We start from the raw sequence: 21,145 nt of genomic DNA, 5'->3' as shown, positions 1-21,145 counted from the left end.
TTCCAGGGGACGCCGTTTCTTACCGCTTTGTGTATCAGGTTGGCCAGGCCATATCCGTGTATTCGACCAGCTCCAAAGAAAACGTATGTAATTTCTCCGGCCCGCCATTTATTGATACTTTTACAGTTAAGTCCAAATTCTTCGCCCCCTCAAAGTGAGGATAACTCTCTGACAAGGAACCAAACAATCCAGCACTCCGGGACATAACCCCCGTATCTCTCAACTCTCTGTCCAATTCAAAACTCTCATTAACTTCTACAGTCCTTTTCAGATCCGTCGCGGGATCAGTCAGCGTGACACTTTTAATGACAACATGAGCCGGCGTCTCAGATATGATAAACAGCGACGAGTAGCGCACAGGAAAAGAAGAAGTAAACGTCCTGAAATTCGGAACCAGAACAACTTCATTTTCCAGCTTATCGATACCGCGACCGTAGATAATTGCTTGCCGAAGCTCATGAGTCTCCGGATTTCTATAGTCTTCAATGGTTACTACACTGCAACCAAAAAAAAGAAGACAACTCATCAATATCAGAATTCTGATCCTAGCCTCCAAAAATTAGTTATCCGCCCAGTTTCGATATGGCAGCCGCCAGATTCTTCCTGGCCTGCTGCTCGCGCTCCGTCAGGAAAGGCTCGTTCTGAAAGATTCTGGGACGATCAAGAAAGCCCTTGAGCACCTCCACCCTCTTCTTTCGGTATAAGGGCCATGGCACCATATTGTATTCGCTGCGCACTCCTTCTTCGAAGACTTGGTAAGTTGCGGGATCCGCACCCAATACAGCCAGATCGATATCCACTAACAGCAATTCATCATTCGTCTTCGCAGGAGCATTGTGCTCGGTCACCATAATGAGACGGTGCACCCTATCGGCGATATCTTTGGATGCTCCATTCTCCAGCACGAAATATTCTGCCCAGTCAGCACTCTTCTTCTCGTTCTTTCCTGAAAGCGGCTTATAGATGGCATCATGAAACCATAAGGCCAGCTCCACTTCGCGGGGGGACTGTATATCCGAAACACATCTGTCCAGATGCCGTAGACAGGCGGAAACATGCTCCCGAGAGTGATAGTAGCGCCCCTTATCCGAGTAGGAAGACACCAGGGAGCGATACGTCTCGGTATTTTCGCCGAAGTCCCACAGCGCCATAAGTCGGGCCCAGCGGTCCGGATTCATCGCTGATTCGTCGAGCATCGTGTCATTATCCCTGCAGGATTGATTTTCTGCCCCGCTCGCTGACTTGCCCCACTCCCGCGGCGATCAACTTGTCCAGCAGCGCATCCCGACCGTTTTCCATGGACCATTCCATCTCGTCATCGGTTATAACGGTGGCGACAAGAAGATCCATCCGCCCGTTGGGCAGGTCGACTCCCAAAGGCAGAGGCTGCCGTGCCTTGCTGATCAGCACATTGACAAGGTCGCCTTCGGCGACCTGAATTTCCTGAACCGTGAGACCGTTATAATCCTCCACCCGCTTCAGGATACCCACATCATTCAGAATCTCGGCATTGACCGTCCATTGCATGAAACCCAGCGGCCAATCCACATTTTCTCTGGTGATCACCAGCATCTCATAGCCATAACCAGCCGCTCCACCCGGACTTTCCGCCTGCTCTTTCGCCTTCAAGATACCTGTCTGGCGCACCACACGGCCCTGGTCATCGGTTTCCACCTCGGAATCCGTCATCGTAGCATTCGCTGGCATATCCGAATTGGTCATGCCAAAAGTGGTGTACACCCACAGATCCTGCCCCAGCTTGTCCGCCGACATGACATAAAGCCCACCACCTGGCCAAACCCCGATCATGCTGGGCAGCTTCAGTATATCCTCGGGAAACGATCCGATATGTTCTTCGTAGTATGTCGTTCTGGCATCATAGACACTCTGCCAAAAAGCCTCGGCATCTTTCGAGGTTTTCTTAATTGGAATGGCTCCATCAGCGCTCTTCATGGCTGATTTCGAACCGAACAATTTCTTCAAAATCCTTTTCATGGTCCACGTCCTTCACTCTCGCAGGCAAGAATTCACCCTATCACTTCTCAACGGCCCCGCGGAACCGCCATCCTTTTGAAATCTCGCTGGGCAATACCAGCAGGTCAAGAGGTGGCCCAATCAGTCGTTTGACAGTCCGCTCCCGTCAGCGCGACAAGTACGGCCCGAAATACTCTTCGACCGCCTGACGGCAGTAGCCATCTTCACCCCGCCAGTACTCGGCAAACACCCAGTCGTTTCTTCCCTTTACCGGCCGGTCGTAGCTGCCGGGCTTTAACACACCGATGCTTGCCAGAATCTCGATGATAACCTGCCGCTCCGCCTTGCTGGACTTTACAACCGAGGCCAGCCGCTTCTCAAGTGCACCTGGATAATCATCGGGCTGGGAGCTTTCAATTACACTCAGTATGCCGTTCAGACAATCGACATCATCAGCCGTCGGCTCGGGAATCTCGCACCGCTTAAACTCCCTCAAGTCAAAAAGGGTGTAGAGAATGTCACCATGGCGAACACCGCCCCATTTTATCCGCTCGAAATTCAATACATTAAGATCACTTTCCTCATAAGACTCATGCCCTATCACCCCATACCGGCAGTCTTTGCAAATACCGCAAACATAAGAGTGCGCGGCCGGCTTTCCGTCCACATAGTGAGTTCCGGAGACAACAGGAGTGTAGTGATGGTCGGGGATGCTCCTGGCAATCACATAAGAAGACAGGGCGGAGCGCCAATCCAGACGGCGACGACTCAGACTACTGACAAACCCTTTGGCCACCGCCTCCACAGGGGTCTCGTTCACCAATCTGACAATGGCAGCCACGCAGTCATCATGTGAAATCGAAATCGGATCAAACATCAACCCCTTTGATTTCGCATACTCGAAGTCCGGCCCTGTCAGAACCCTGTCCTTTCTGTCAATCCAACCGTTCTTCCAAAAGGTGGAAAGCAGTATTCTCTTGGCTTTCTTGTCCATTACCCGGCTCAATCCCTTGCTTGCTACAGCATGGATGTTACAGAAATTCGCGAGCGAGCTCGCCTCCCCCAGCGACGTCGTAGCTCGACGGTCATGATGTTGATAGCAGAGTACACGCCAAAGCCGACCCTAAAACGGAATTATTTCTCCCTCCCCTGGTCTCTAGTACCCGGGAGTTCCTTTGGGACCGGGGCGACCGGGAAGATAGCGGTTTATTCCGCTGTCGGCTCCACCGCTCACACCATGTATACTGCGCGCCGAATACGCCAGCCAAGCCGGCGCCAGAGGATTTCAAACGGAGACAGGCATGACAACGCTGGTTTTGAAAAGTTGGCGCCAACGGCTTGGAGAGTGGATCGAGTCACCGCCTGTACGGCACCTGATTACCGGCCTGATCCTCCTCAATGCCATCGTGCTGGGGGTGGAGACTTCCGCCACCGCGAAAGAAGCCGCCGGCGGGTTACTGGCGTTGCTCAACAGTGTCATCCTGGCGGTGTTCGTGGCGGAGATCCTGATCAAGCTGACCGCCTTCGGCCCCCGCTTCTTCCGCTCCGGCTGGAATCTCTTCGATTTTCTCATCGTCGGCCTCTCCCTGGCTCCCACTTCCGGTCAGTTGGCGATTCTGCGCAGCCTTCGCATTCTCCGGGTACTTCGGCTCCTGTCCACGGTAAAACGGCTGCGCATGCTGGTGGAATCCCTTATGCACTCCCTGCCCGGCATCGGCTGGACCGCGGCCTTGCTACTGATGATGTTCTACATCTTCGGGGTAATGGGTACGGAACTGTTCGGCGAGGCTTTCCCGGAATGGTTTGGCACTCTGGGCGCCAGCATCTATACCCTGTTCCAGATCATGACCCTGGAAAGCTGGTCCATGGGGATCGCCCGTCCGGTGATCGAGCAGTTCCCCCATGCCTGGATCTTCTTCGTCCCCTTCATTCTTATCTCCAGCTTCATGGTGTTGAACCTGTTCATCGCCATCATTGTCAACGCCACCCAGGAGGTGCACGACATGGAACTGCGGGAGGAAAGGGAGCGGGAGAACCAGCGCGCTCATGATGAACGGCAGGAGATGCTGGACCTTCTGAGGACAATGGAAAAATGAACCGCCCCGGGTATCGAGGAGGCTCCAGTATCTGAGAGAATGGAGCCATGACCAAATCCAATAAGTTTTCCCCTGAGGTTCGAGAGCGAGCGGTACGTCTGGTGCAGGAGCACCGTGGCGAATACCCGTCGCTGTGGGCGGCGGTAGAGTCCATTGCCCCCAAGATTGGCTGCGTGCCACAGACGCTGCTGGAATGGGTGAAGCGAGCCGAGGTTGATGCGGGTGAACGGCCCGGCACGACCACGGCCGAGGCCCAGCGCCTCAAGGAGTTGGAGCGCGAGAACAAGGAATTACGGCGCGCCAATGACATTCTGCGCACGGCCAGCGCTTTTTTCGCCCAGGCGGAGCTCGACCGCAAACTGAAGTCCTGAACGCCTACATCGATCAGCACCGGGATACCTACGGGGTCGAGCCGATCTGCAGAGTGCTGCGGGTTGCCCCTTCGGCCTACCGGCGCCATGCGGCCCGACAGCGCCATCCAGAATTGCGTAGCGGCCGGGCCAAGCGGGATGAGCAACTGGTTCCGCACATCGAGCGTGTCTGGGATACCAATCTGCGGGTCTATGGCGCCGATAAGGTCTGGAAGCAGATGAACCGGGAAGCCATTCCGGTGGCGCGCTGCACGGTGGAGCGGCTCATGCGCCGCCTGGGCTTGCGAGGCGCCGGCCGTGGCAAGACGGTGCGCACCACCGTTGCGGATCGGTCGCTGCCGTGTCCGCTGGATCGGGTCAACCGCCAGTTCACCGCGGATCGCCCCAATCAGCTCTGGGTCTCGGACTTTACCTACGTCTCCACCTGGCAGGGCTGGTTGTATGTGGCCTTCGTTATCGATGTTTTCGCGCGATGTATCGTGGGCTGGCGCGTTAGCCGCACCATGACCACTGACTTCGTACTCGACGCATTGGAGCAGGCGCTTTACGCCCGCCGGCCCAGTGACTCGGAGAACTTGATTCACCACTCCGACAGAGGCGCGCAATATGTGTCGGTGCGCTACACGGAACGTCTGGTCGAGGCGGGCATCGACCCGTCGGTGGGCAGCAAGGGCGACAGCTACGATAACGCCCTGGCCGAGACCATCAACGGGCTTTACAAGGCTGAGGTAATCCATCGGCGCGGCCCCTGGAAATCCATGGAATCCGTGGAACTGGCCACGCTGGAGTGGGTGTCCTGGTTCAACCATCAGCGACTGATGGGGCCACTGGGATATATCCCGCCGGCGGAAGCTGAGGCAAACTACTACAGGCAACTCAATAGTCAGGCCGCCATCGCAGCCTGACTTAAACCAAACAGCCTCCGCGTAACACGGGGCGGTTCAAAACGCCTGGGCACGCTGGAAGAACGGCTATCGGAGCGACAGGGCGGGTAAAGGATTCCGCTCTTTTTACTCCGCTAGGCCCAGCTCCCTCTGCTTCTTCTTGGTCAGTCCCGAGGCAACAATACGGTGGGATTCCTTGATGTAGTACCTGAGCTGCTCATCCGACTCGACGGGAGCATCGTATTGCTGTATCCACTTCATGCCGCGGGAAGCCAGATAGGGCGCCGGCCGGAATCCGGGCTCCTCACTTAGAATATGGAAGTTCAGATCCGAAGCCTTGAAAGTGAAAGCCGGCTGGCCGTCCTTTTGCCACCCTCCGATAGCGAAAACCTTGCCTCCGACCTTCCAGACATGGGAACCGCCCCACTGCACGACATGGGAGGTCGCGGGCAGGGAGCGGCAAAATGCATTGAATTCCTCGTAGTTCATATCAACGGCTTCCCGGCGATGATGAAAACCGACTCTCTTGTTGCCCGCCATTCGTGATCGATGTAGAACCCCGCATTGGTCAGCAACGTCACCAGCCCCTTCTGGCTCAACGGGCTGACATGAGGAGCAAATCCCAGACGCTGCATGACAGGAATCACCCATCGTCAATAGAACGCCATCTCGGCCACCAGCGCGGTACTGGAGACAAAGACCCCTCCAGGCTTAAGCAGGGCATGAACACGGTGGATCGCGCCCTCGGCGTCCTCCAATAAGTGGAGGATATTCAACCCCAGCACCGCATCAAAGCTGGATGGCGCCAGGTCCAGCGTCTCCAGACTCCCCTCCTGGAAGCGGATATTTCCGATTCCCGCCTCACGAGCTTTCCGTTCCGCGATCTCCAGCATCCTGGGAGAAACATCCGTGGCCAGAATATGGTCCACATGAGCGGCATGTTGGATGGCGGTACTGCCGGTACCACAGCCAAACTCCAACACCGACCAATCGCGCTGAAAATAGCTCCGGGTTATCGACAGCTTCTTCTGGTAGGTTTCTTCGTCCTTGACCGGGCTCTTGGCGTAACAAGGTGCCGCCTTGTCCCAGAAGACTTTCGCGCTTTTCATCCTCGCAACTCCTGAAAGGTGTCTAACTGGACTTACCGGCAAGCGCCGGAGACTCAGCCGGTACAGGGGGACGTTGCAACAGATTCACACAGGCGGCAATAGCCAATAGTAGCGGAGATACCCAAAAGCCGGCTTCAACGCTGCCCGTCACATCGGATATGGCGCCCGCCAGGATCGGGCCGATGGTCTGGCCAAATGCAAACCCCACCGTCAGCAGCGAGATGGCGGCGGTCCAGGACGCGGGCGACAACTGACGCTGGGCAACGATGGTAATCGAGGTGGGGCCCGCCATAAAGCTGCCGCCGAACAGGATCGCCGACAGGAACATCGCCACCGGTCCCGGATAGAGCAGAACCGGCAAGGTGCCCAGCATAGCCGTTGCGAAAACCAGGGCCGGCCCGCGACCATCACTGAAAGCGCCCAGCACCCGTCCCCATAGGAGATTGGTAACGGCGGACAGCAGCCCCAGTGTGAACCAGAACCAGATGATCTGCTCGCTACTGCCACCCTGCTCCTGCAGCAGCGCCATAATGAAGGTCATGTAACCGACATAACCGGCCCCAAAAACACCGTAGCCGATCAACGTCGGTGCGATCCGCCGGCACTCCCGGGCATTCAGCAACGCCATGGTGCCACCCGCCGACTGACGCACCCGGCGGGCGGCCAACCAGGCGGCGGGCAAGCCGGCGGCGCCGAGCAGGCCCAACACTATCCAACCCTCCGGCCACCGCTGCACGCCACCCTGCAGGATGATCGGTAAAGCCACCCCGGCGAGAATAACGCCGATACTGACTCCCGCCACATACACACCCACCAGGGCCCCACGGCGACGAGGGTTTTCCAGCGGACAGATCGCGGAAACCAAGCCAGCGCCGAGAATGAAAGTAATCGCCGTGGAAACGCCACCGACGGTTCGTAACAGGATGAGAGCAGACAGGCTGGCCGTCATTGCCGTTAAGAGCAGGACCAGAACACTCACCGAGAAACCCGCCAGGAACGCTCGCGCCGTTCCCCATCGCCGGGCCAACCAGGCCGCCACCAGCGCGCCGAAGATATAGCCTGCCCCATTCGCGGTATTCAGCGCACCGGCTTCAACGTATGTCCATTGCAGATCCGCTTGCATCGGAGGCAGTAGCAAACCGTATGCGAATCGAGACAATCCCAAGGCAACCGCGGCGCCGGTGGATAAGCCCAGAGCGGTGAAGATATCCCGCCAGAGGTCGTTCCTTTCGTCCGCGGTCTTTTTCATTGTACTTATCGGCATCCGTCCTTTCCTTATGACGCCTGCGTAATAGCCGGCCCCCCTAACGGCTTCGTCTATGGATACAGCTCCGCCACTGGGGCATCGGCAGTCAACTGGCCAATAAGGCCGGACAGGTCCCGTACTTTCAGAGGAAGATGCTCACCAAGCTCACGCAGGAATGGGCTCCATCCCGCCATATCACTTCGAACTTCCAGGTTGTAGCCCGACTCAGTGGAAAGAACAACAACGGTCAGCAAGGACGCCGGGATTTCCAGGGCATAGGCGTGAATGCCCACCACATCATCAAAAGCAACGGAGATGATGTTTCCGGAAATACTGATTTCAACGGAGTCTGTGTTTATGCAAACGAAATCAACCAATGTTCCCTCCCTGAAACCAAGCGTTCAGAGTTTGAAAGTAGTCTTCATCAGGGCTCTTCATAAACCGACCCGAACGGACCTTCTTCGGCGACGCCAATCACTACCTTACCCCGACAGCGCCCGGTGCGGCTACGCTGGTAGGCCTGCTCGATATCGGTAAAATCAAAATCACTGTCGATCACCGGCCTGAGTTTTCCTTCATCCACCAGGGCCGACAAGATTTCCAGATCCTTGCGCCGAGGAGCCACCATGATGTTCGCCGCATTCCGGCCCAACATACGGTATATCGGTGTCCCCAGCATCGACCGGGCATGACCTCCGGTGGAAATGAACCAGCCGCCGGGCGCGATCAGATCGGCGCAACTGCGAGGGGATTCATTGGCGGCCACATCAAAAACCAGATCGAAGGTCCCAGCGCCGCGGCGGTAATCTCCAAGGGTATAATCGATCACCTCATCGGCACCAAGGTTACGAACGAAATCCGTATTTCCACCGCTACACACTCCGGTCACCCTGGCGCCGAGCGCCCGGGCAATCTGTACCGCGAAAGTTCCCACTCCTCCGGAGGCGCCAATAATCAGCACTTTACTGCCAGCCCGTGCCCGCCCCTTGCGTAATCCTTGCAATGCGGTAAGCGCCGCCAGTGGCATGGCCGCGGCTTGGCGAAACGACAACGAGACCGGTTTCTTGGCAATACACGTCTGCTTGATACGTGTCCGCTCCGCCAGGGACGCGGTGCGCAGATTCATGTCCATGCCATAAACCGCATCACCAACTTCAAAGTCGGAGACATTGCGCCCGGTCGCGATCACCGTCCCCGCCAGATCATCGCCAAACAGTGGCGGGAGTCGCCGGCTCAGCACGGGAGTCGCCAGCAGGGCGAGGTGATAATTGAGCTTCCAGTCCTTGGGATTAACGGAAGCCGCCCGCACTTGTACCACCACGTCATCCGGCCCCGGTTCACCGGGCTCCGGCATCTCACCAACCACTAAACGAGGTTCGAGCCCCCAACCTGTAATCACTACCGCCTTCATGCCGATGCTCCCTCAACATCACCTTGAAACAGCTTAACAAGCCAGGCCCATCATTGTGCGCCGTTTCAGCGACAGGGCTCGATGCAACGGAAGCGCCAGTCGGCCAGATCGTATCCCAAGGCCGGACGAGAACCACCTTACAATAGATATTTCGCGGCCACTGATCCGATCGCCAGGAGAGCACCGCCAACCATCACCATGGTGATATCCTTGTAGCCTCCCCAGGCAATGAAGAGCAAACCAACCGCCGCCCCCAGGTCGCGGAAATCATGCCCCTGGAAGGCAAAGTCGATCAGGTTTATCACTCCCAGCAATGCAGCCGCCGCAACAAAGATCCAGTTGCCGGTGGTCATATGGGATTTGCTTTCCGGTTCCGTCATTTGAATACAGCTCCTTACTCACGACCAAAGGAAAATCCAATTTCCCTCTGACTGGTTCTGAAGGATTTCATATCCTCATAATCACACAGAGAAAAATGCTCATTGCCCTTGTGGATAAGCTCAGAGGAGCGTACTCCAAACTGAAGCACGACCACATCCCTGTTTTCCACGCTGCGGTTTGGATAACCGCCATGCAATACCTGAGAATGTAGAACCAAGCCGGAGCCCGGAGGCACGCTCGGGAAGGTTTCGCCGCTTGAAGAATATTCCCGTGAAGACCGATGCGACCCTGGAATTAAAGCCGTACCACCATTGCGCTCCGACATAGCATGCAAAGGAAGAAGAAATCTGATGGTCCTTCCATCCACCGTGGAGAAGTAAGTGTTTCCGGCGTCTCTATGCCAACCGATAGCGGGACCAACTCCAGCAGGCTTAAGTGTCAGATTCGAAAGATGGAAGATCACATCCGGCAAATCACACTCAAGCAAGAGGCAAGCGCATTTCCAGATAGGGAGCGATGCTATGATTTCGGAAAACCTCTCATCATGGGCAATCAAGTCGCCAATAATGAAAGGCTCGGCTTCCCAGTGCCCTGCCTCCACCCCCGGATTCCGATCAGGGTGCTGGGAGGTTACTGACGCCACACTGACCGCCTTCCGAGTCATCGCCTCCTCTCCTGCGCGATGTCGATTAATCAAACTCTGAGATAACTGCCTGGCCAATCCTATCTGCTGTGGAGAAAGCAGTCCCGGCACAACGCAATAGCCTTCCGCATCAAATACTTTCTTAATATCTTTCCCGGTCATTTCAGAATTGCCGTCCATTGCCATTTTTTTGAGCCAAGGCAGTTGCCCACTCTCTTTGCTTGACGACATCCCTTCAGGGTGCTGCCATAGGATCCGAGAATAACAGCGAGGCCACCACTATGTCGCCATTACAACAATCAATAATGGCTTTGCGGGAGTTGATTCACTTTGACGCCGCGCAGCTGGTTGCTTACTTACCCGCGAATAACTTGTACACGTCCATGTGGCAACATGGTTACACAAAGGCCAGCATCAAGGCCCTTACTTACGACTTCCCTACCCTCTATCCGCCGGGTTTCACCGGGCAGCTGTCTCCACAAGAGCAATTGCCTCCGTCTATCAGTGACTGTGCCGACCAAATGTACCCGCCCTTTCTCACCTCCCCCATTTATCAATCCGCCCTGCAACCTCAGGGATTCCAAGATGGCATGACCATAGAGCTGGGATTTCCGGGCAACTACCTGGGGCTCGCGCATTTTTCGTCGTGCCAGGCCGGGGTATTCGGCCACCGGGCCCGCACCCTGGCACGAGGCGCACAGCTGCTGCTGGAGTCCGCGCTTCGTGAGCAACTGCCCGACGCTCACGCGGTAGGGAGCACCATCTTGCGATTCGCCCCCTGTGCCGGCCAGCACCTCAGAATTATGCAACCCTCTTCGAACTTCGATAATGAGCGTCTGGCACAATGTGTCGCGGCTACGAAAGGCGATACCCTGAGTTGCTTTTGGCTGGAGCGTAGACGCACTTTTCGTCTCCATGCTCAAAGGACGGGAAATGGCGAAATTCTGGTGACACTGACACCGGCATCGTTACCCATGGCAATGACCAGCGCGGAGATGCGAGTTCTGAGCTGGTTGGTGGCCGGTCTCGGCGACCGGGATATAGCCCGACATCTGTGTCTGAGCGCGCGTACCGTCAATTCTCATGTGGCGTCCCTGCTGAGACGGATGTGTGTTCAACGCCGCACCCAGGTCGCCGCCCGCGCGGCTGCCAACAACTGGTTCGTTCCGGATCCGCGGGGTTATATCCTGAGCTCGGTGCCCGGCCTGGGTAACTAATCCGGCCGGGCACGCTGGCGCTACCGTAAAGATTCAATCAGGGGCTCGGCACCATCTATACACGTCCGCTGTTCGTCCAACAGCTCCGCGCCTCCCATACCGCTGAGAAAGTCGAGGTAGGGATCGGGCAGAGCGCGCTTGCCAGTGAGTTCCTGAATCACCGCCAGCCCACAGAACGGTACATAGTGGGGACTGTAGCCCCCTTCCTGGACGAACAGGATACGGCCTTCACAAAGCTCGTCGGCGCTGTCGATAATGCGCCGGGCCATGGCCCGGAACCCTTCGGATGTCACCATCATCCGGGCCAGCGGATCCATGATGCTGGCGTCAAATCCGCAGCCCACAATAATCAACTGCGGCCGAAAAGCCTGCAGTGCCGGCAACACCACGGTCTCCATGGCGTAAAGATAAGCACCGTTGCCACAGCCGGGCGGCATCGGCACATTCAGATTGTAGCCATGGCCCTTACCTGCCCCACGCTCGCCGACATACCCCGACTCCGGCGGGAAGCAAAGGTGCTGATGCAACGAGATCGTCAGCACCGACGGATCTTCCCACCAAATGTCCTGAGTACCGTTACCGTGATGAACGTCCCAATCGACAATCGCCACACGATCCAGCCCCAGCTTGTCACGGGCATAGGCCGCCGCCACCGAGGTGTTATTAAAGATACAGAACCCCATGGCTCCATCCCGGGGGGCGTGGTGGCCAGGCGGGTTCACCAGGGCGTAACCACTGTCGATATCGCCTTGCACCAGGCTTTTCACCATCTGTATGGCCCCACCGGCAGCCAGCATGGCGATCTCCAGCCCTCCGTTACCCAGATAAGTAACCCCATCGCCGGCATCACCTCCGTGCTCCAGAGCACTGACGCGGCGCACGTTTTCCAGATGCTCCCCGGTATGCACCCGGAGGATATCTTCATCCCGGGCCGGTAAAGGCTTGATCGGAGTCATATGGTCAAGCTGTCCGGAAGTGCTGATCAGCTCATGAAAACGGCGCTTGGTATCCGGATGGGCGAGATGATGGCTGATAGGTTGTAGTCGGGCCGCCAGATTTGCGCCGGTGAGACTACCCGTTCCGGTATCCACCCAGCCATAGAGCGTGTCCCACATATATCCAATGGTCATGCCTGTCTCCTTTGTTATCGAATTTCGTATCGATACTAGGAGACAGGCCTCGCCGCCTCTTCCGTAGTATTACTGAATTCACGGTTCGAGGACGCATGCCCGGATCACCGCGGATCGACCCTGCTAGGAAAGATAGGTCAATCCTGGCTTTCCTGTGCCGCAAGCACTCCGGAAATGGACGGCGGGGCGGCGGGCCGGGAGTACATGGCCTTCAGGTATTCGGTCAATCTCGGCATATCGCCCAGCATCTCCTCTTCGTTGGCCCAATCCAGTGTATAGGCGGCGTTGAAGTCGGCCACGCTAAGCCGGCCGGCAACCATGAACTCATGCGTCTTCATATGCTGCTCGAGCACGGCCAGCATCTCCAGGCACTCCTGCCTCGCCAGATCCACATCCTGGGGTAGCTGTTTCTCTTCCGGGTACAAGAAGGTGTGACGAGCTATACGCCACAACGGCTGCTCGATCTCGGTAGCCAGGAAAAAGATCCAACGGTACATCTTCGCCCTGTCCTCCACGGTCTCCGGGATAAAACCAGCCTGGGAATATTTATCAGCGAGGTAAAGCTGGATTGCGGAAGACTCGGTGATCACCAGATCGCCGTCCACCAGAACAGGGACCTTGCCGGCGGGGTTAAGGGCGAGAAAGTCCGGTTGCCGGGTCTCGCCCCTCAGAATATCCACCGGGAGCATCTGGTACTCCAGGCCCAGTTCATTGAGCAACCAGATAACACGCAGAGCACGGGTCGGGGGTGTTCCGTACAGCTTGATCATTGTCATCTCCATCGATTCGCACAACCTGTTGTCCAGGTTAGTCGAATGGCGTCGATGGACTTCGACATGCCGTCAGCTCGGAAGGCGGGAAAGTCGGTTTCTTTGACCAAAGAGGACTTCGCCCTGGCTAAAGAACTTGCGGAAAAGCACTTTTCAAAAAAACTATGAAGGGGATGCGGAACGCAGCCCAAGGTGATCAACGAAGGGAAGAAAATCCCGATCAAGAAAAAGTAGCGGCAAGCTCTGATCAATGCAGAAGGTGGCTATGATGATATCGGCGGTCTTTCGTATGGTAATGCCCTTCTTTCGCAAAGCACGGTAATTCTCGGCGCACTTTACGGCCATCTCCTTACCGAGCATCTCGTACTGATCCAGGGTCGTTAGTAACCGCTTTGTCCTGCGATAATCCCGATCATTGCGGATGCCCTGTAGAATCTCCAGGAGTATCAGGTCGCCGATGACAACGATGCCTTCGGTAATGGCCGAATCCAAGGCGTCAGTGCGGCTGTTCTCCGCGCCGTTGAAATAGTCGATCCAGACACTGGTATCCACCAGTATCATTTCGCGCCTCGCATCTCATCCAGGTCCCCTTCCCACTGGACTTTGCCGCGTAACTTGCGGAGTTCCTGTTGGCGTTTTAGACGGACCAGCAGCTTCAGCCCTTCTTCAACGGCTTCTTTCTTGGTTTCACAGCCAGATGCTTTCAGCGCCTCTGCCATCAATTTGTCGTCTATGACGATATTGGTTCTCATGGGGTACCACCAATGTGTATAAAAACAAAATCCATACACAAGGTAGCATGGGGACGAATACCTGACAATCCCATCCGCGCCATGTGGTGGCCGGCCACTCGGTTGTGGTTCTAGAAGGAGGACTCCAGACCGCTGGATTCCTTATGTTCCCGTTCGACTATGTCAGGAACCCAGAGAGGAGGTGAAGTTTGTGAATCTCGGCATCAGTTCATGGGCCAAAGACGTATTTTCCGTTTACCACCTCCACATTAGGCGGCCTGCGGTGCTTGCTGAAATAGTCGTAGCCTTCTTTGAGGTTTTGCCAAAATGCATACCAGCGATGGGAACTGTATTTTGACAGCGTTTCTGCCTCAAGCCGGAACGGGAAGAATGGACTCTGAAATAGGGTTGCCCCGACTGCAGGGCCGCCGCGGATAACGCGTATATTTCATTTATATAGGCATCGGTCATGGCGTAGCAGCCAATGGATACGCAGTTGCCGTGCACCATCAAGGCACTGCCTGTGCGGCCATGATAACGGTCATACTGATTCGGGTAGCCGAGATTAAAAGACAGGTGCAAGCGCCTCCTTCAAAGGCGCCTCCACACTCGCGATCGCCTTTTCCGCCCGAGGGCTGGAAGGGATTTCAGCGGCAGGCATTCCGGGGCTTACCAACATGAGCAATACGCATGCCGCAACTTTGAGTCCATTCATATTCACCACACGATCAAAATGAGGCCTTCGACAGTGTGCTCTCCCATCTGGCCGCCCGCGCCGCATGCAGCTTTTTATAGCTCTCGATCAGGCGCAGGTGTTTGTCCAGGCCATCCAGCTGCATGTTGGTGGGCGTCAAACCAGGGAAGCGAACGGTGCCGTCGACCGCACCAACCACGCTACTCATGGTGTCCTCACCATATATCCGCCGCAGGCTCACCAGGTAATCGTTCAATTCCAGTTCCTCGTCCAGAGTAATCTCCAGCACGGCGCTGACCGCACGATAGAACAGATTGCGTTCCACGGTATTGTCGTTGTACTGCAGGAAGGCCTCCACCCGTTCCAGGGCATCCTCGTGCTGCCCCAGAGCCAGACTGATCAGCAACTTCAGCTCCAGAACCGTGAGCTGACCCCAGACGGTGTTTTCATCGAACTCGATGCCGATCAGGGTGATGATGTCGGTGTAGTCATCAATCTGACTTTCTTCCAGGCGCCACACCAGATCGGCCAGTTGATCGTCATTCAGGCTATGCAGATTCAGGATATCTTCCCGATAGTCCAGGGCCTTGTTGGTGTTATCCCAGATCAAATCATCCACCGGGTAGACCTCGGAGTAACCGGGTACCAGAATCCGGCAAACCGGCGCGCCCAGGTCTTCGTACACCGCCGTGTACACTTCATGACCCATATCTTCGAGAATCCGGAACAGGCCAGTCGCCTCCTCTTCATTATCGTTTGAAGAGCTGCCGGAAAAGTCCCATTCGTGGAAGTCGTAATCGGCCTTAGCGCTGAAGAAGCGCCAGGACACCACCCCGGTGGAATCGATGAAGTGCTCCACGTAGTTATTGGGTTCGGTTACCGCCAGGCTGGTAAACGTGGGCGGCGGCACATCGTTCAGTCCTTCGAAGCTGCGACCTTGGAGCAATTCGGTAAGACTGCGCTCCAGCGCCACCGCCATACTCGGATGCGCGCCGAAAGAAACGAATACGCCGCCGGTGCGTGGATTCATCAGCGCCACGCAGGCCACCGGAAATTGTCCACCCAGAGAAGCGTCCTTGACCAGCACCGGGAAGCCCTGGGCTTCCAGCGCCTCGACGCCCTCCACCAGATTCGGGTATTTCGCCAGCACTTCGGGCGGGACGTCCGGCAGCGCCAGCTCTTCCTCGATGATGTGTTTCTTCACCGCCCGCTCGAAGATCTCCGACAAACACTGCACCTGCGCTTCGGGCAGGGTATTACCGGCGCTCATGCCGTTACTGAGAAACAGATTCTCGATCAGATTGGAGGGGAACCAGACCGTCTCGCCGTCCGAACGGCGCTGAAACGGCAGCGAACAAATTCCCCGCTCCACCTTGCCGGAATTGGTATCAATCAGATTGGAGCCGCGCAGCTCACCCTCGGGGTCATAGATGGCCAGGCAGTGCTCATCCAGAATGCCTTCGGGCAGTTCGTCATCAGGCCCGGGCTGGAACCAGCGCTCGTTCGGATAATGCACGAAGGCGCTGTTGGCGATCTCCTCACCGAAGAACTGATCATTGTAGAAAAAGTTGCAGTTCAGCCGCTCGATGAACTCCCCCAGCGCCGAGCACAACGCGCTCTCCTTGGTGGCGCCCTTGCCGTTGGTGAAACACATCGGCGAGGCCGAATCACGGATGTGCAGCGACCACACATGAGGCACGATATTGCGCCACGATGCGATCTCGATCTTCATGCCCAGCGTCTCGAGGATGCCGGTCATGGTGGCGATGGTCTCCTCCAATGGCCGGTCCTTGCCCTCGATATAAGTGCGCGCCTCCCCTTCGGGCGCGCCCATCAGCAACGCCTGGGCATCCTCGTCCAGATTCTCCACCGTCTCGATCTGGAACTCCGGCCCGGTCTGTACCACCTTCTTCACCGTGCAACGGTCGATGGAGCGCAGAATGCCCTGTCGGTCCTTGTCGGAGATGTCCTCCGGCAGCTCCACCTGAATGCGGAAGATCTGGTTGTAGCGGTTCTCCGGGTCGACGATGTTGTTCTGCGACAGCCGGATATTGTCCGTGGGAATATCTCTCGCCTTGCAGTACACCTTGACGAAGTAAGCCGCGCACAGTGCCGACGACGCCAGGAAGTAGTCGAACGGGCTCGGCGCCGAGCCGTCACCCTTGTAGCGGATCGGCTGATCGGTGACGACGGTAAAGTCGTCGAACTTGGCTTCCAGGCGGAGGTTGTCGAGGAAGTTGACCTTGATTTCCATGGGGAGAGTCCGGGTTGGAGAGTTTGGCGCGCAGGGGTTTGGCTGGGCGCCATTATCCTGATTTTGCAGGGGTTCGTCTTGGTGAGCTCGAGGGTGTGCAAAACCAGGCGGGTTGCAGCCATTTTGCCTTTAATTGATAATCACTCTCAACTCAAAAGCGCAGTATCGGAACGCATGACCGGGACAGCCACAACCCCACAGCCCCTGCCTCCTCGCTCCCAAGGCGAGATCGGCGCTTTGTATGAGGCTCATCATGGCTGGCTGACCCATTGGCTGCACCGGCGCCTGCGCTGCCCCCAAGACGCCGCGGATCTCAGCCACGATACTTTTTTGCGCCTGATTCTCGGCGATCAACCCCTGGAAGCACTGCGCGAGCCGCGCGCTTATCTTCTGGTCATTGCCAGCCGCCTGCTGATCAACCGCCACCACCGCAAACAGGTGGAGGAGGAAGCCCTGCGCCAGGTCGCCACCCTGCTGGAAACCCAGGACAACCGGGGCCCGGCGGAGATCGCCGCGGCCCGGGATCTGTTGGTCAGTGTCCTCAAGCTGCTGGTCGACGAATTGCCCGAAAAGCCCCGCCGCGCCTTCCTTATGGCGCGCCTTGAAGGGCTCAGTTACCGGCAGATCGGACGCCGGCTGTCGGTCTCTGAAAGCAGCGTCAAACAGTACCTGGCCCGGGCGCTGGCCCATTGCCACGCCCGGCTCTATGACAGCCTGGACACACCGTGTCGGACCTGAACCATATCCGCCAGCAAGCCGCCGAATGGGTGGTGGCCCTGCAGGAGGCCGGGGCCGATGAGCGCGCGCGGCTGCAGGCGGAGTGCGAAATCTGGCAGGCAGAGGATCCACGGCGACGCCAGGTACTCGAGCAGATCCAGCAAATGTGGCAGGCCCCCGAACCGGCCCTCGAACGACGCCGCAAACGCCGGCGTCAACTGACCGGCCTGGGCTCGCTGCTACTGCTGGCCTGGTTCGGCACCCAGCTTCCCTGGGCCTATTGGGGCGCGGACTACCGTACCGCCGCCGGCGAAATCCGTGTCTTGCCTCTACCGGACGGCAGCCAGGTGGTGCTTAACAGCTACAGCGCCATCGATCTGGACTACACCGAAGGGGCTCGCACCGTGAAACTGGTGCGCGGCGAACTGCTCGCCACCGTGGCCAAGGGCCCGGATGCACCTTTCAAGGTAGAGACGCGGGACATCAGCGCCACGGCCCTGGGCACGCAATACACGGTGAAACTGGCGGGCAGCTACAGCCGGGTGGCGGTGCAGGAATCCACCGTGGCCGTTACCCCCCATAACGGCGGCGACACCCTCCGCCTGACTTCCGGGCAACAGGCCGATCTGAACCGCGGTGGATTGATTACCCAGAGCACCGCCCCCACCCATCGACCGGATTGGGCTAACGGTCAACTGGTATTCAACAACACGCCCCTGCCTCAGGTGATCGAGCGCTTGGGCCGCCATCGTGCCGGCATGCTGGTGCTGGACGAGACTCTGGCCGCCAGCCAGCGCCCTCCCCACTTTACCGGCGTACTGCCCGCCGACGACAGCGACGCGGCCCTGGCACTACTGAGCGACGTCCTGAACCTGAAGGTAAAGCACTTCACACCCTGGTACGTGACCTTGAGCCAGAAATAAAAAACGCCGGCACATTCACATGTCATTCGCGGCTAAAGCGAGACGCGGCCCTATCGCTTCTCATCGAAGCCGCTGTAGGAGCTTGCCCTGCAAGCGATTTTTTGGAGCGCGGAGTAATTCGCTTGCAGGGCAAGCTCCTACAGCGACCCTTTTTGTGACGCTGCAAAGCAACACCGATATCCGGCGCTGTTCAATTTATGAGGGATCAGTGTTGCCCGATTGGCTTCCTGCTTTGTCTTTATCAGTAAAGACACCGCGAAAATAACGCTGGAGCCAATAATGATCCTGAAGACCGGAACGACATCCCCCAAGGCGCTGCTACTGCTCGGCTTGCTGGCCCCCTTGCTGCTCACTCATCCAAGCACCGCGCGGGCCCAACCGTCGCTCTCCATCCATTTGCCCGCCCAACCACTGGATCAGGCGATCATCGAGCTGGCCCGCCAGACCGGCCTGAGCATCGGCGGTGACGCCTCCCTGCTTCAAGGCAAACAGGCCCCCGCGCTCAGCGGGGAGTACACCCCGGAAGAGGCTCTGCATGCGCTGCTGGCCGGCAGCGGCGTCACCGTGACTCACGGCGACAACGGCTACAAACTGGAAAGAATCCCCCAGCAAGAAAATACGCTGGAGGCGATCTCCGTCTATGGCCGCCAGAGAAACGACACCGTGGCGGCCATCCCGCAGAGCGTGAACGTCTACAACCGGGAAAACTTCGAGCTGGCGGGGGCCCAGACCGTGGGCGAAGTGATCCGCCTGACCCCCAACGCCAACCGTTCGGGGTCAGGCCGGGATATGTTCGCCGATGACTTCCTGATCCGGGGCTTCAACGCGGAGCAATCCGTCAACGGCCTGGGCTTCCGGCAGACCGACCACCCCACCGACCTGGCCAACGTGGAGCGCCTGGAAGTACTGAAAGGACCGGCCTCGGTCCTCTACGGACAAATGGAGCCGGGCGGCACCATCAACGTGGTGACCAAACAACCGCTGTCTTACTACCAGGCGGAAGCCACAGCGGAATACGGCAGCTACGACTACCACCGCACTACCCTGGACGTGACCGGCCCGCTCAATGATCGGGTGCGGGCCCGCCTGAATCTGGCCTACCAGGACAGCGACGGCTCCATGGACTTCTGGGAGTACGAGCGGGTATTCGTGGCGCCCAATGTCACCGTGGACCTGACGGACACCACCAACCTGACCGTCGAAGGCAGCTACTCCGGCAATGAGTGGACCGCCATTCCCGGCGGCGCACCGGCGGAAGGCGCTTTTCTGCCCAACACCAACGGCCACTACTCCGATGACTTCAATACCGCCTGGAAGGACAGCTTCACCGAACGCGATTCCTTCTACATCAACAGCCGGCTCACCCAGGCCATCACCGACACCATCGATGCCCGCATCAGTTACGCCTATACCCGCAACGACGCCGACTGGCAGGAGTACGCGCCCTTCGGCCTGAATGCCGATGAGCGGACCCTGAACCGTATCATCTTCGCCGGCGACGATACTTATAAGAAGGATCACGAGATCATCCTCGACCTCACCGGCGAACTCACCAGCGGCCCGCTTACGCACACCTTCATTGTCGGCGTGAACTACCGGGAATCGGATGCCTCGCGCCCCACCCGCCTCTACCTGACCGATTCCATCGACCTCTATGCGCCGGTATACAGCCCCGCCGACCTGAGCGCCGGCAATCTGATCCGGGATCGGGGATTTGATCAGAGCGACAGGATCCTGGCCGGCTTCGTGCAGGACCGCATCACCGTCGCCGACAAGTGGCACGTCCTCGCCGGGCTGCGCTACACCGACGCGGAGCAATCGCAAAAAACCATCGACTTCCTGGACAACAACAGCGTCACCCGCGCCGAGCTCGGTGAATCCGCCTGGACCACCCAGTTCGGCCTGGTCTACGACCTGACCGACACCGCCTCGCTCTATGCCAGCCGCAACGAAGCCTTCGTCCCGCAACAGGGCACCACCTCGGGAAGACAACCACTGGATGCCGAAGAAAGCGTGCAATACGAAACCGGCGTGCGCTTCACTGCCGGGCGCCTGAACATCAATGCGGCCGGCTTCGTCATCGAGAAGGACAACATGGCCATCGCCGACCCGCTCGACGACGACTTCGAGGTCGCCAAGGGCCGCGCCCGCTCCAAGGGCGCGGAACTGACCGTCGACGGCTACGCCAGCGCCAACCTGTACCTGAGCGCCGGCTACGGCTACACCGATACCGAAGTATTGCGTAGTGACGACGAAGCCCTGGAAGGCAACCGGTTTATCAACGTCCCGCTGCACACCGCCTCATTGCAGAGCCGCTACTACCTCGATGCCGTCACCGGCCTGAGCGTCGGCGGCACCGTCAGCTATGTGGACCAGCGCCCCGGCGACAGCGAAAACACCTTCACCCTGCCGAGCTATACCCGCGTGGACCTGGGAGCCTATTACGCCATCACCGACGCCCTGCAACTGGACCTGCTGGTGAACAACGCCCTCGACGAGGAAATATTTTCTCCAGGCTCGTTCGACGGTGTGATTCGCGAAGAGGGGCGCACTTATCTGGCGCGCGTGAAGTACCTGTTCTGATGGACCTGCTT

General features: G+C 57.8%; 23 protein-coding genes and 1 other annotated feature. Of the genes, 6 read left to right on the top strand and 17 right to left on the bottom strand.

All coding sequences use genetic code 11. The features are described 5' to 3' along the window. Positions 1-34: 34 nt before the first annotated feature. The 4 genes from B5T_RS22940 to B5T_RS01730 form a co-directional block, all read right to left on the bottom strand. Positions 35-526: a hypothetical protein gene (locus B5T_RS22940; protein ID WP_148279182.1), complete on the bottom strand. Its 492-nt coding sequence runs from the start codon at positions 524-526 to the stop codon at positions 35-37. 37 nt (positions 527-563) lie between these two features. After that, positions 564-1,196, bottom strand: a complete 633-nt coding sequence (locus B5T_RS01740; protein WP_014992726.1) for an HD domain-containing protein — start codon at positions 1,194-1,196, stop codon at positions 564-566. Between the two features lie 7 nt (positions 1,197-1,203). Beyond that, positions 1,204-1,995, bottom strand: a complete 792-nt coding sequence (locus tag B5T_RS01735; protein ID WP_014992725.1) for a suppressor of fused domain protein — start codon at positions 1,993-1,995, stop codon at positions 1,204-1,206. A 145-nt stretch (positions 1,996-2,140) separates the two neighbouring features. Continuing rightward, positions 2,141-2,968 (bottom strand): hypothetical protein, encoded by an 828-nt coding sequence (locus B5T_RS01730; protein WP_014992724.1) that lies wholly within the window; start codon positions 2,966-2,968, stop codon positions 2,141-2,143. 307 nt (positions 2,969-3,275) lie between these two features. Between B5T_RS01730 and B5T_RS01725 the strand changes: the two genes are divergently transcribed. Together B5T_RS01725 and B5T_RS01715 are read left to right on the top strand one after the other, a co-directional pair. After that, on the top strand, positions 3,276-4,070 hold the full coding sequence (locus B5T_RS01725; protein WP_014992723.1) for an ion transporter: 795 nt from the start codon (positions 3,276-3,278) through the stop codon (positions 4,068-4,070). Positions 4,071-4,117: 47 nt separating this feature from the next. Beyond that, positions 4,118-5,346 (top strand): IS3 family transposase gene (locus B5T_RS01715; RefSeq protein ID WP_373287360.1). Its coding sequence is split into 2 segments (ribosomal slippage): positions 4,118-4,397 and positions 4,397-5,346, totalling 1,230 coding nucleotides; the frame shifts between segments, so codons are not numbered across the junction. Continuing rightward, positions 4,396-4,512: a sequence feature (AL1L pseudoknot), on the top strand. (Overlaps the previous gene by 117 nt.) A gap of 105 nt (positions 5,347-5,451) precedes the next feature. Here the strand turns inward: B5T_RS01715 and B5T_RS01710 are convergent. From B5T_RS01710 to B5T_RS22455, 8 genes are all read right to left on the bottom strand, one after another. Beyond that, the gene (locus tag B5T_RS01710; RefSeq protein WP_014992720.1) at positions 5,452-5,814 is read right to left on the bottom strand and encodes an MmcQ/YjbR family DNA-binding protein; all 363 of its coding nucleotides are present in this window, start codon (positions 5,812-5,814) and stop codon (positions 5,452-5,454) included. Continuing rightward, a complete protein-coding gene (locus B5T_RS23475; protein WP_014992719.1) occupies positions 5,811-5,960 on the bottom strand; it encodes a hypothetical protein in 150 nt (49 codons plus the stop codon). The genes B5T_RS01710 and B5T_RS23475 overlap by 4 nt, the downstream gene beginning before the upstream one ends. 18 nt (positions 5,961-5,978) lie before the next feature. Further along, positions 5,979-6,434, bottom strand: coding sequence for a class I SAM-dependent methyltransferase (locus B5T_RS01705; RefSeq protein WP_014992718.1), 456 nt, complete (start codon positions 6,432-6,434; stop codon positions 5,979-5,981). Positions 6,435-6,456: 22 nt separating this feature from the next. After that, positions 6,457-7,698, bottom strand: coding sequence for a YbfB/YjiJ family MFS transporter (locus B5T_RS01700; RefSeq protein WP_014992717.1), 1,242 nt, complete (start codon positions 7,696-7,698; stop codon positions 6,457-6,459). Between the two features lie 53 nt (positions 7,699-7,751). After that, positions 7,752-8,057 carry a hypothetical protein gene (locus B5T_RS01695; protein WP_014992716.1) on the bottom strand — a complete coding sequence of 102 codons (306 nt, stop codon included), beginning with the start codon at positions 8,055-8,057 and terminating at the stop codon, positions 7,752-7,754. Positions 8,058-8,104: 47 nt separating this feature from the next. Beyond that, positions 8,105-9,091: an NAD(P)-dependent alcohol dehydrogenase gene (locus B5T_RS01690; protein ID WP_014992715.1), complete on the bottom strand. Its 987-nt coding sequence runs from the start codon at positions 9,089-9,091 to the stop codon at positions 8,105-8,107. Positions 9,092-9,228: 137 nt separating this feature from the next. Further along, a complete protein-coding gene (locus B5T_RS01685) occupies positions 9,229-9,471 on the bottom strand; it encodes a hypothetical protein (RefSeq protein WP_014992714.1) in 243 nt (80 codons plus the stop codon). 14 nt (positions 9,472-9,485) lie between these two features. Then, the gene (locus tag B5T_RS22455) at positions 9,486-10,346 is read right to left on the bottom strand and encodes a phytanoyl-CoA dioxygenase family protein (RefSeq protein ID WP_081586812.1); all 861 of its coding nucleotides are present in this window, start codon (positions 10,344-10,346) and stop codon (positions 9,486-9,488) included. Positions 10,347-10,705: 359 nt separating this feature from the next. Between B5T_RS22455 and B5T_RS01680 the strand changes: the two genes are divergently transcribed. Continuing rightward, the gene (locus tag B5T_RS01680) at positions 10,706-11,332 is read left to right on the top strand and encodes a helix-turn-helix transcriptional regulator (RefSeq protein WP_167321194.1); all 627 of its coding nucleotides are present in this window, start codon (positions 10,706-10,708) and stop codon (positions 11,330-11,332) included. Positions 11,333-11,352: 20 nt separating this feature from the next. Here the strand turns inward: B5T_RS01680 and B5T_RS01675 are convergent, their stop codons facing one another. From B5T_RS01675 to B5T_RS01655, 5 genes are all read right to left on the bottom strand, one after another. Beyond that, positions 11,353-12,462 carry a class II histone deacetylase gene (locus B5T_RS01675; RefSeq protein ID WP_014992711.1) on the bottom strand — a complete coding sequence of 370 codons (1,110 nt, stop codon included), beginning with the start codon at positions 12,460-12,462 and terminating at the stop codon, positions 11,353-11,355. A 137-nt stretch (positions 12,463-12,599) separates the two neighbouring features. Further along, on the bottom strand, positions 12,600-13,232 hold the full coding sequence (locus tag B5T_RS01670; RefSeq protein ID WP_014992710.1) for a glutathione S-transferase family protein: 633 nt from the start codon (positions 13,230-13,232) through the stop codon (positions 12,600-12,602). A gap of 162 nt (positions 13,233-13,394) precedes the next feature. Next, positions 13,395-13,793, bottom strand: a complete 399-nt coding sequence (vapC, locus tag B5T_RS01665; RefSeq protein ID WP_014992709.1) for a type II toxin-antitoxin system VapC family toxin — start codon at positions 13,791-13,793, stop codon at positions 13,395-13,397. After that, a complete protein-coding gene (locus tag B5T_RS01660; RefSeq protein WP_014992708.1) occupies positions 13,790-13,984 on the bottom strand; it encodes a type II toxin-antitoxin system VapB family antitoxin in 195 nt (64 codons plus the stop codon). The genes vapC and B5T_RS01660 overlap by 4 nt, the downstream gene beginning before the upstream one ends. Positions 13,985-14,691: 707 nt before the next feature. Next, positions 14,692-16,911: an OsmC domain/YcaO domain-containing protein gene (locus B5T_RS01655; protein ID WP_014992706.1), complete on the bottom strand. Its 2,220-nt coding sequence runs from the start codon at positions 16,909-16,911 to the stop codon at positions 14,692-14,694. A 174-nt stretch (positions 16,912-17,085) separates the two neighbouring features. On the opposite strand from B5T_RS01655, the gene B5T_RS01650 reads away from it, so the two are divergent. The 3 genes from B5T_RS01650 (at position 17,086) to B5T_RS01640 (ending at position 21,134) form a co-directional block, all read left to right on the top strand. After that, on the top strand, positions 17,086-17,649 hold the full coding sequence (locus B5T_RS01650) for a sigma-70 family RNA polymerase sigma factor (protein WP_041716689.1): 564 nt from the start codon (positions 17,086-17,088) through the stop codon (positions 17,647-17,649). Further along, on the top strand, positions 17,637-18,551 hold the full coding sequence (locus tag B5T_RS01645) for a FecR family protein (protein WP_014992704.1): 915 nt from the start codon (positions 17,637-17,639) through the stop codon (positions 18,549-18,551). The genes B5T_RS01650 and B5T_RS01645 overlap by 13 nt, the downstream gene beginning before the upstream one ends. A gap of 279 nt (positions 18,552-18,830) precedes the next feature. Continuing rightward, entirely contained in the window at positions 18,831-21,134 is a 2,304-nt protein-coding gene (locus B5T_RS01640) for a TonB-dependent siderophore receptor (protein WP_014992703.1), read from the top strand. Positions 21,135-21,145 lie beyond the last annotated feature (11 nt).

The sequence above is a fragment of the Alloalcanivorax dieselolei B5 genome, from assembly GCF_000300005.1.
In the GTDB taxonomy this organism is placed as follows: domain Bacteria; phylum Pseudomonadota; class Gammaproteobacteria; order Pseudomonadales; family Alcanivoracaceae; genus Alloalcanivorax; species Alloalcanivorax dieselolei.
Note: the sequence above shows the minus strand (reverse complement) of the source record. Positions and strands in the feature narration are given on the sequence as shown.

What these genes read in the sequence shown, in the direction of transcription:
- B5T_RS01725 (WP_014992723.1), top strand. Translation starts at nt 3,276, where the DNA reads ATGACAACGCTGGTTTTGAAAAGTTGGCGCCAACGGCTTGGAGAGTGG.
- B5T_RS01740 (WP_014992726.1), bottom strand. Translation starts at nt 1,196, where the DNA reads ATGCTCGACGAATCAGCGATGAATCCGGACCGCTGGGCCCGACTTATG.
- B5T_RS01705 (WP_014992718.1), bottom strand. Translation starts at nt 6,434, where the DNA reads ATGAAAAGCGCGAAAGTCTTCTGGGACAAGGCGGCACCTTGTTACGCC.
- B5T_RS01685 (WP_014992714.1), bottom strand. Translation starts at nt 9,471, where the DNA reads ATGACGGAACCGGAAAGCAAATCCCATATGACCACCGGCAACTGGATC.
- B5T_RS01650 (WP_041716689.1), top strand. Translation starts at nt 17,086, where the DNA reads ATGACCGGGACAGCCACAACCCCACAGCCCCTGCCTCCTCGCTCCCAA.
- B5T_RS01660 (WP_014992708.1), bottom strand. Translation starts at nt 13,984, where the DNA reads ATGAGAACCAATATCGTCATAGACGACAAATTGATGGCAGAGGCGCTG.
- B5T_RS01735 (WP_014992725.1), bottom strand. Translation starts at nt 1,995, where the DNA reads ATGAAAAGGATTTTGAAGAAATTGTTCGGTTCGAAATCAGCCATGAAG.
- vapC (WP_014992709.1), bottom strand. Translation starts at nt 13,793, where the DNA reads ATGATACTGGTGGATACCAGTGTCTGGATCGACTATTTCAACGGCGCG.
- B5T_RS23475 (WP_014992719.1), bottom strand. Translation starts at nt 5,960, where the DNA reads ATGCAGCGTCTGGGATTTGCTCCTCATGTCAGCCCGTTGAGCCAGAAG.
- B5T_RS22940 (WP_148279182.1), bottom strand. Translation starts at nt 526, where the DNA reads ATGAGTTGTCTTCTTTTTTTTGGTTGCAGTGTAGTAACCATTGAAGAC.
- B5T_RS01640 (WP_014992703.1), top strand. Translation starts at nt 18,831, where the DNA reads ATGATCCTGAAGACCGGAACGACATCCCCCAAGGCGCTGCTACTGCTC.
- B5T_RS01690 (WP_014992715.1), bottom strand. Translation starts at nt 9,091, where the DNA reads ATGAAGGCGGTAGTGATTACAGGTTGGGGGCTCGAACCTCGTTTAGTG.
- B5T_RS01700 (WP_014992717.1), bottom strand. Translation starts at nt 7,698, where the DNA reads ATGCCGATAAGTACAATGAAAAAGACCGCGGACGAAAGGAACGACCTC.
- B5T_RS01710 (WP_014992720.1), bottom strand. Translation starts at nt 5,814, where the DNA reads ATGAACTACGAGGAATTCAATGCATTTTGCCGCTCCCTGCCCGCGACC.
- B5T_RS01670 (WP_014992710.1), bottom strand. Translation starts at nt 13,232, where the DNA reads ATGATCAAGCTGTACGGAACACCCCCGACCCGTGCTCTGCGTGTTATC.
- B5T_RS01655 (WP_014992706.1), bottom strand. Translation starts at nt 16,911, where the DNA reads ATGGAAATCAAGGTCAACTTCCTCGACAACCTCCGCCTGGAAGCCAAG.
- B5T_RS01730 (WP_014992724.1), bottom strand. Translation starts at nt 2,968, where the DNA reads ATGGACAAGAAAGCCAAGAGAATACTGCTTTCCACCTTTTGGAAGAAC.
- B5T_RS01675 (WP_014992711.1), bottom strand. Translation starts at nt 12,462, where the DNA reads ATGACCATTGGATATATGTGGGACACGCTCTATGGCTGGGTGGATACC.
- B5T_RS01680 (WP_167321194.1), top strand. Translation starts at nt 10,706, where the DNA reads ATGACCATAGAGCTGGGATTTCCGGGCAACTACCTGGGGCTCGCGCAT.
- B5T_RS22455 (WP_081586812.1), bottom strand. Translation starts at nt 10,346, where the DNA reads ATGTCGTCAAGCAAAGAGAGTGGGCAACTGCCTTGGCTCAAAAAAATG.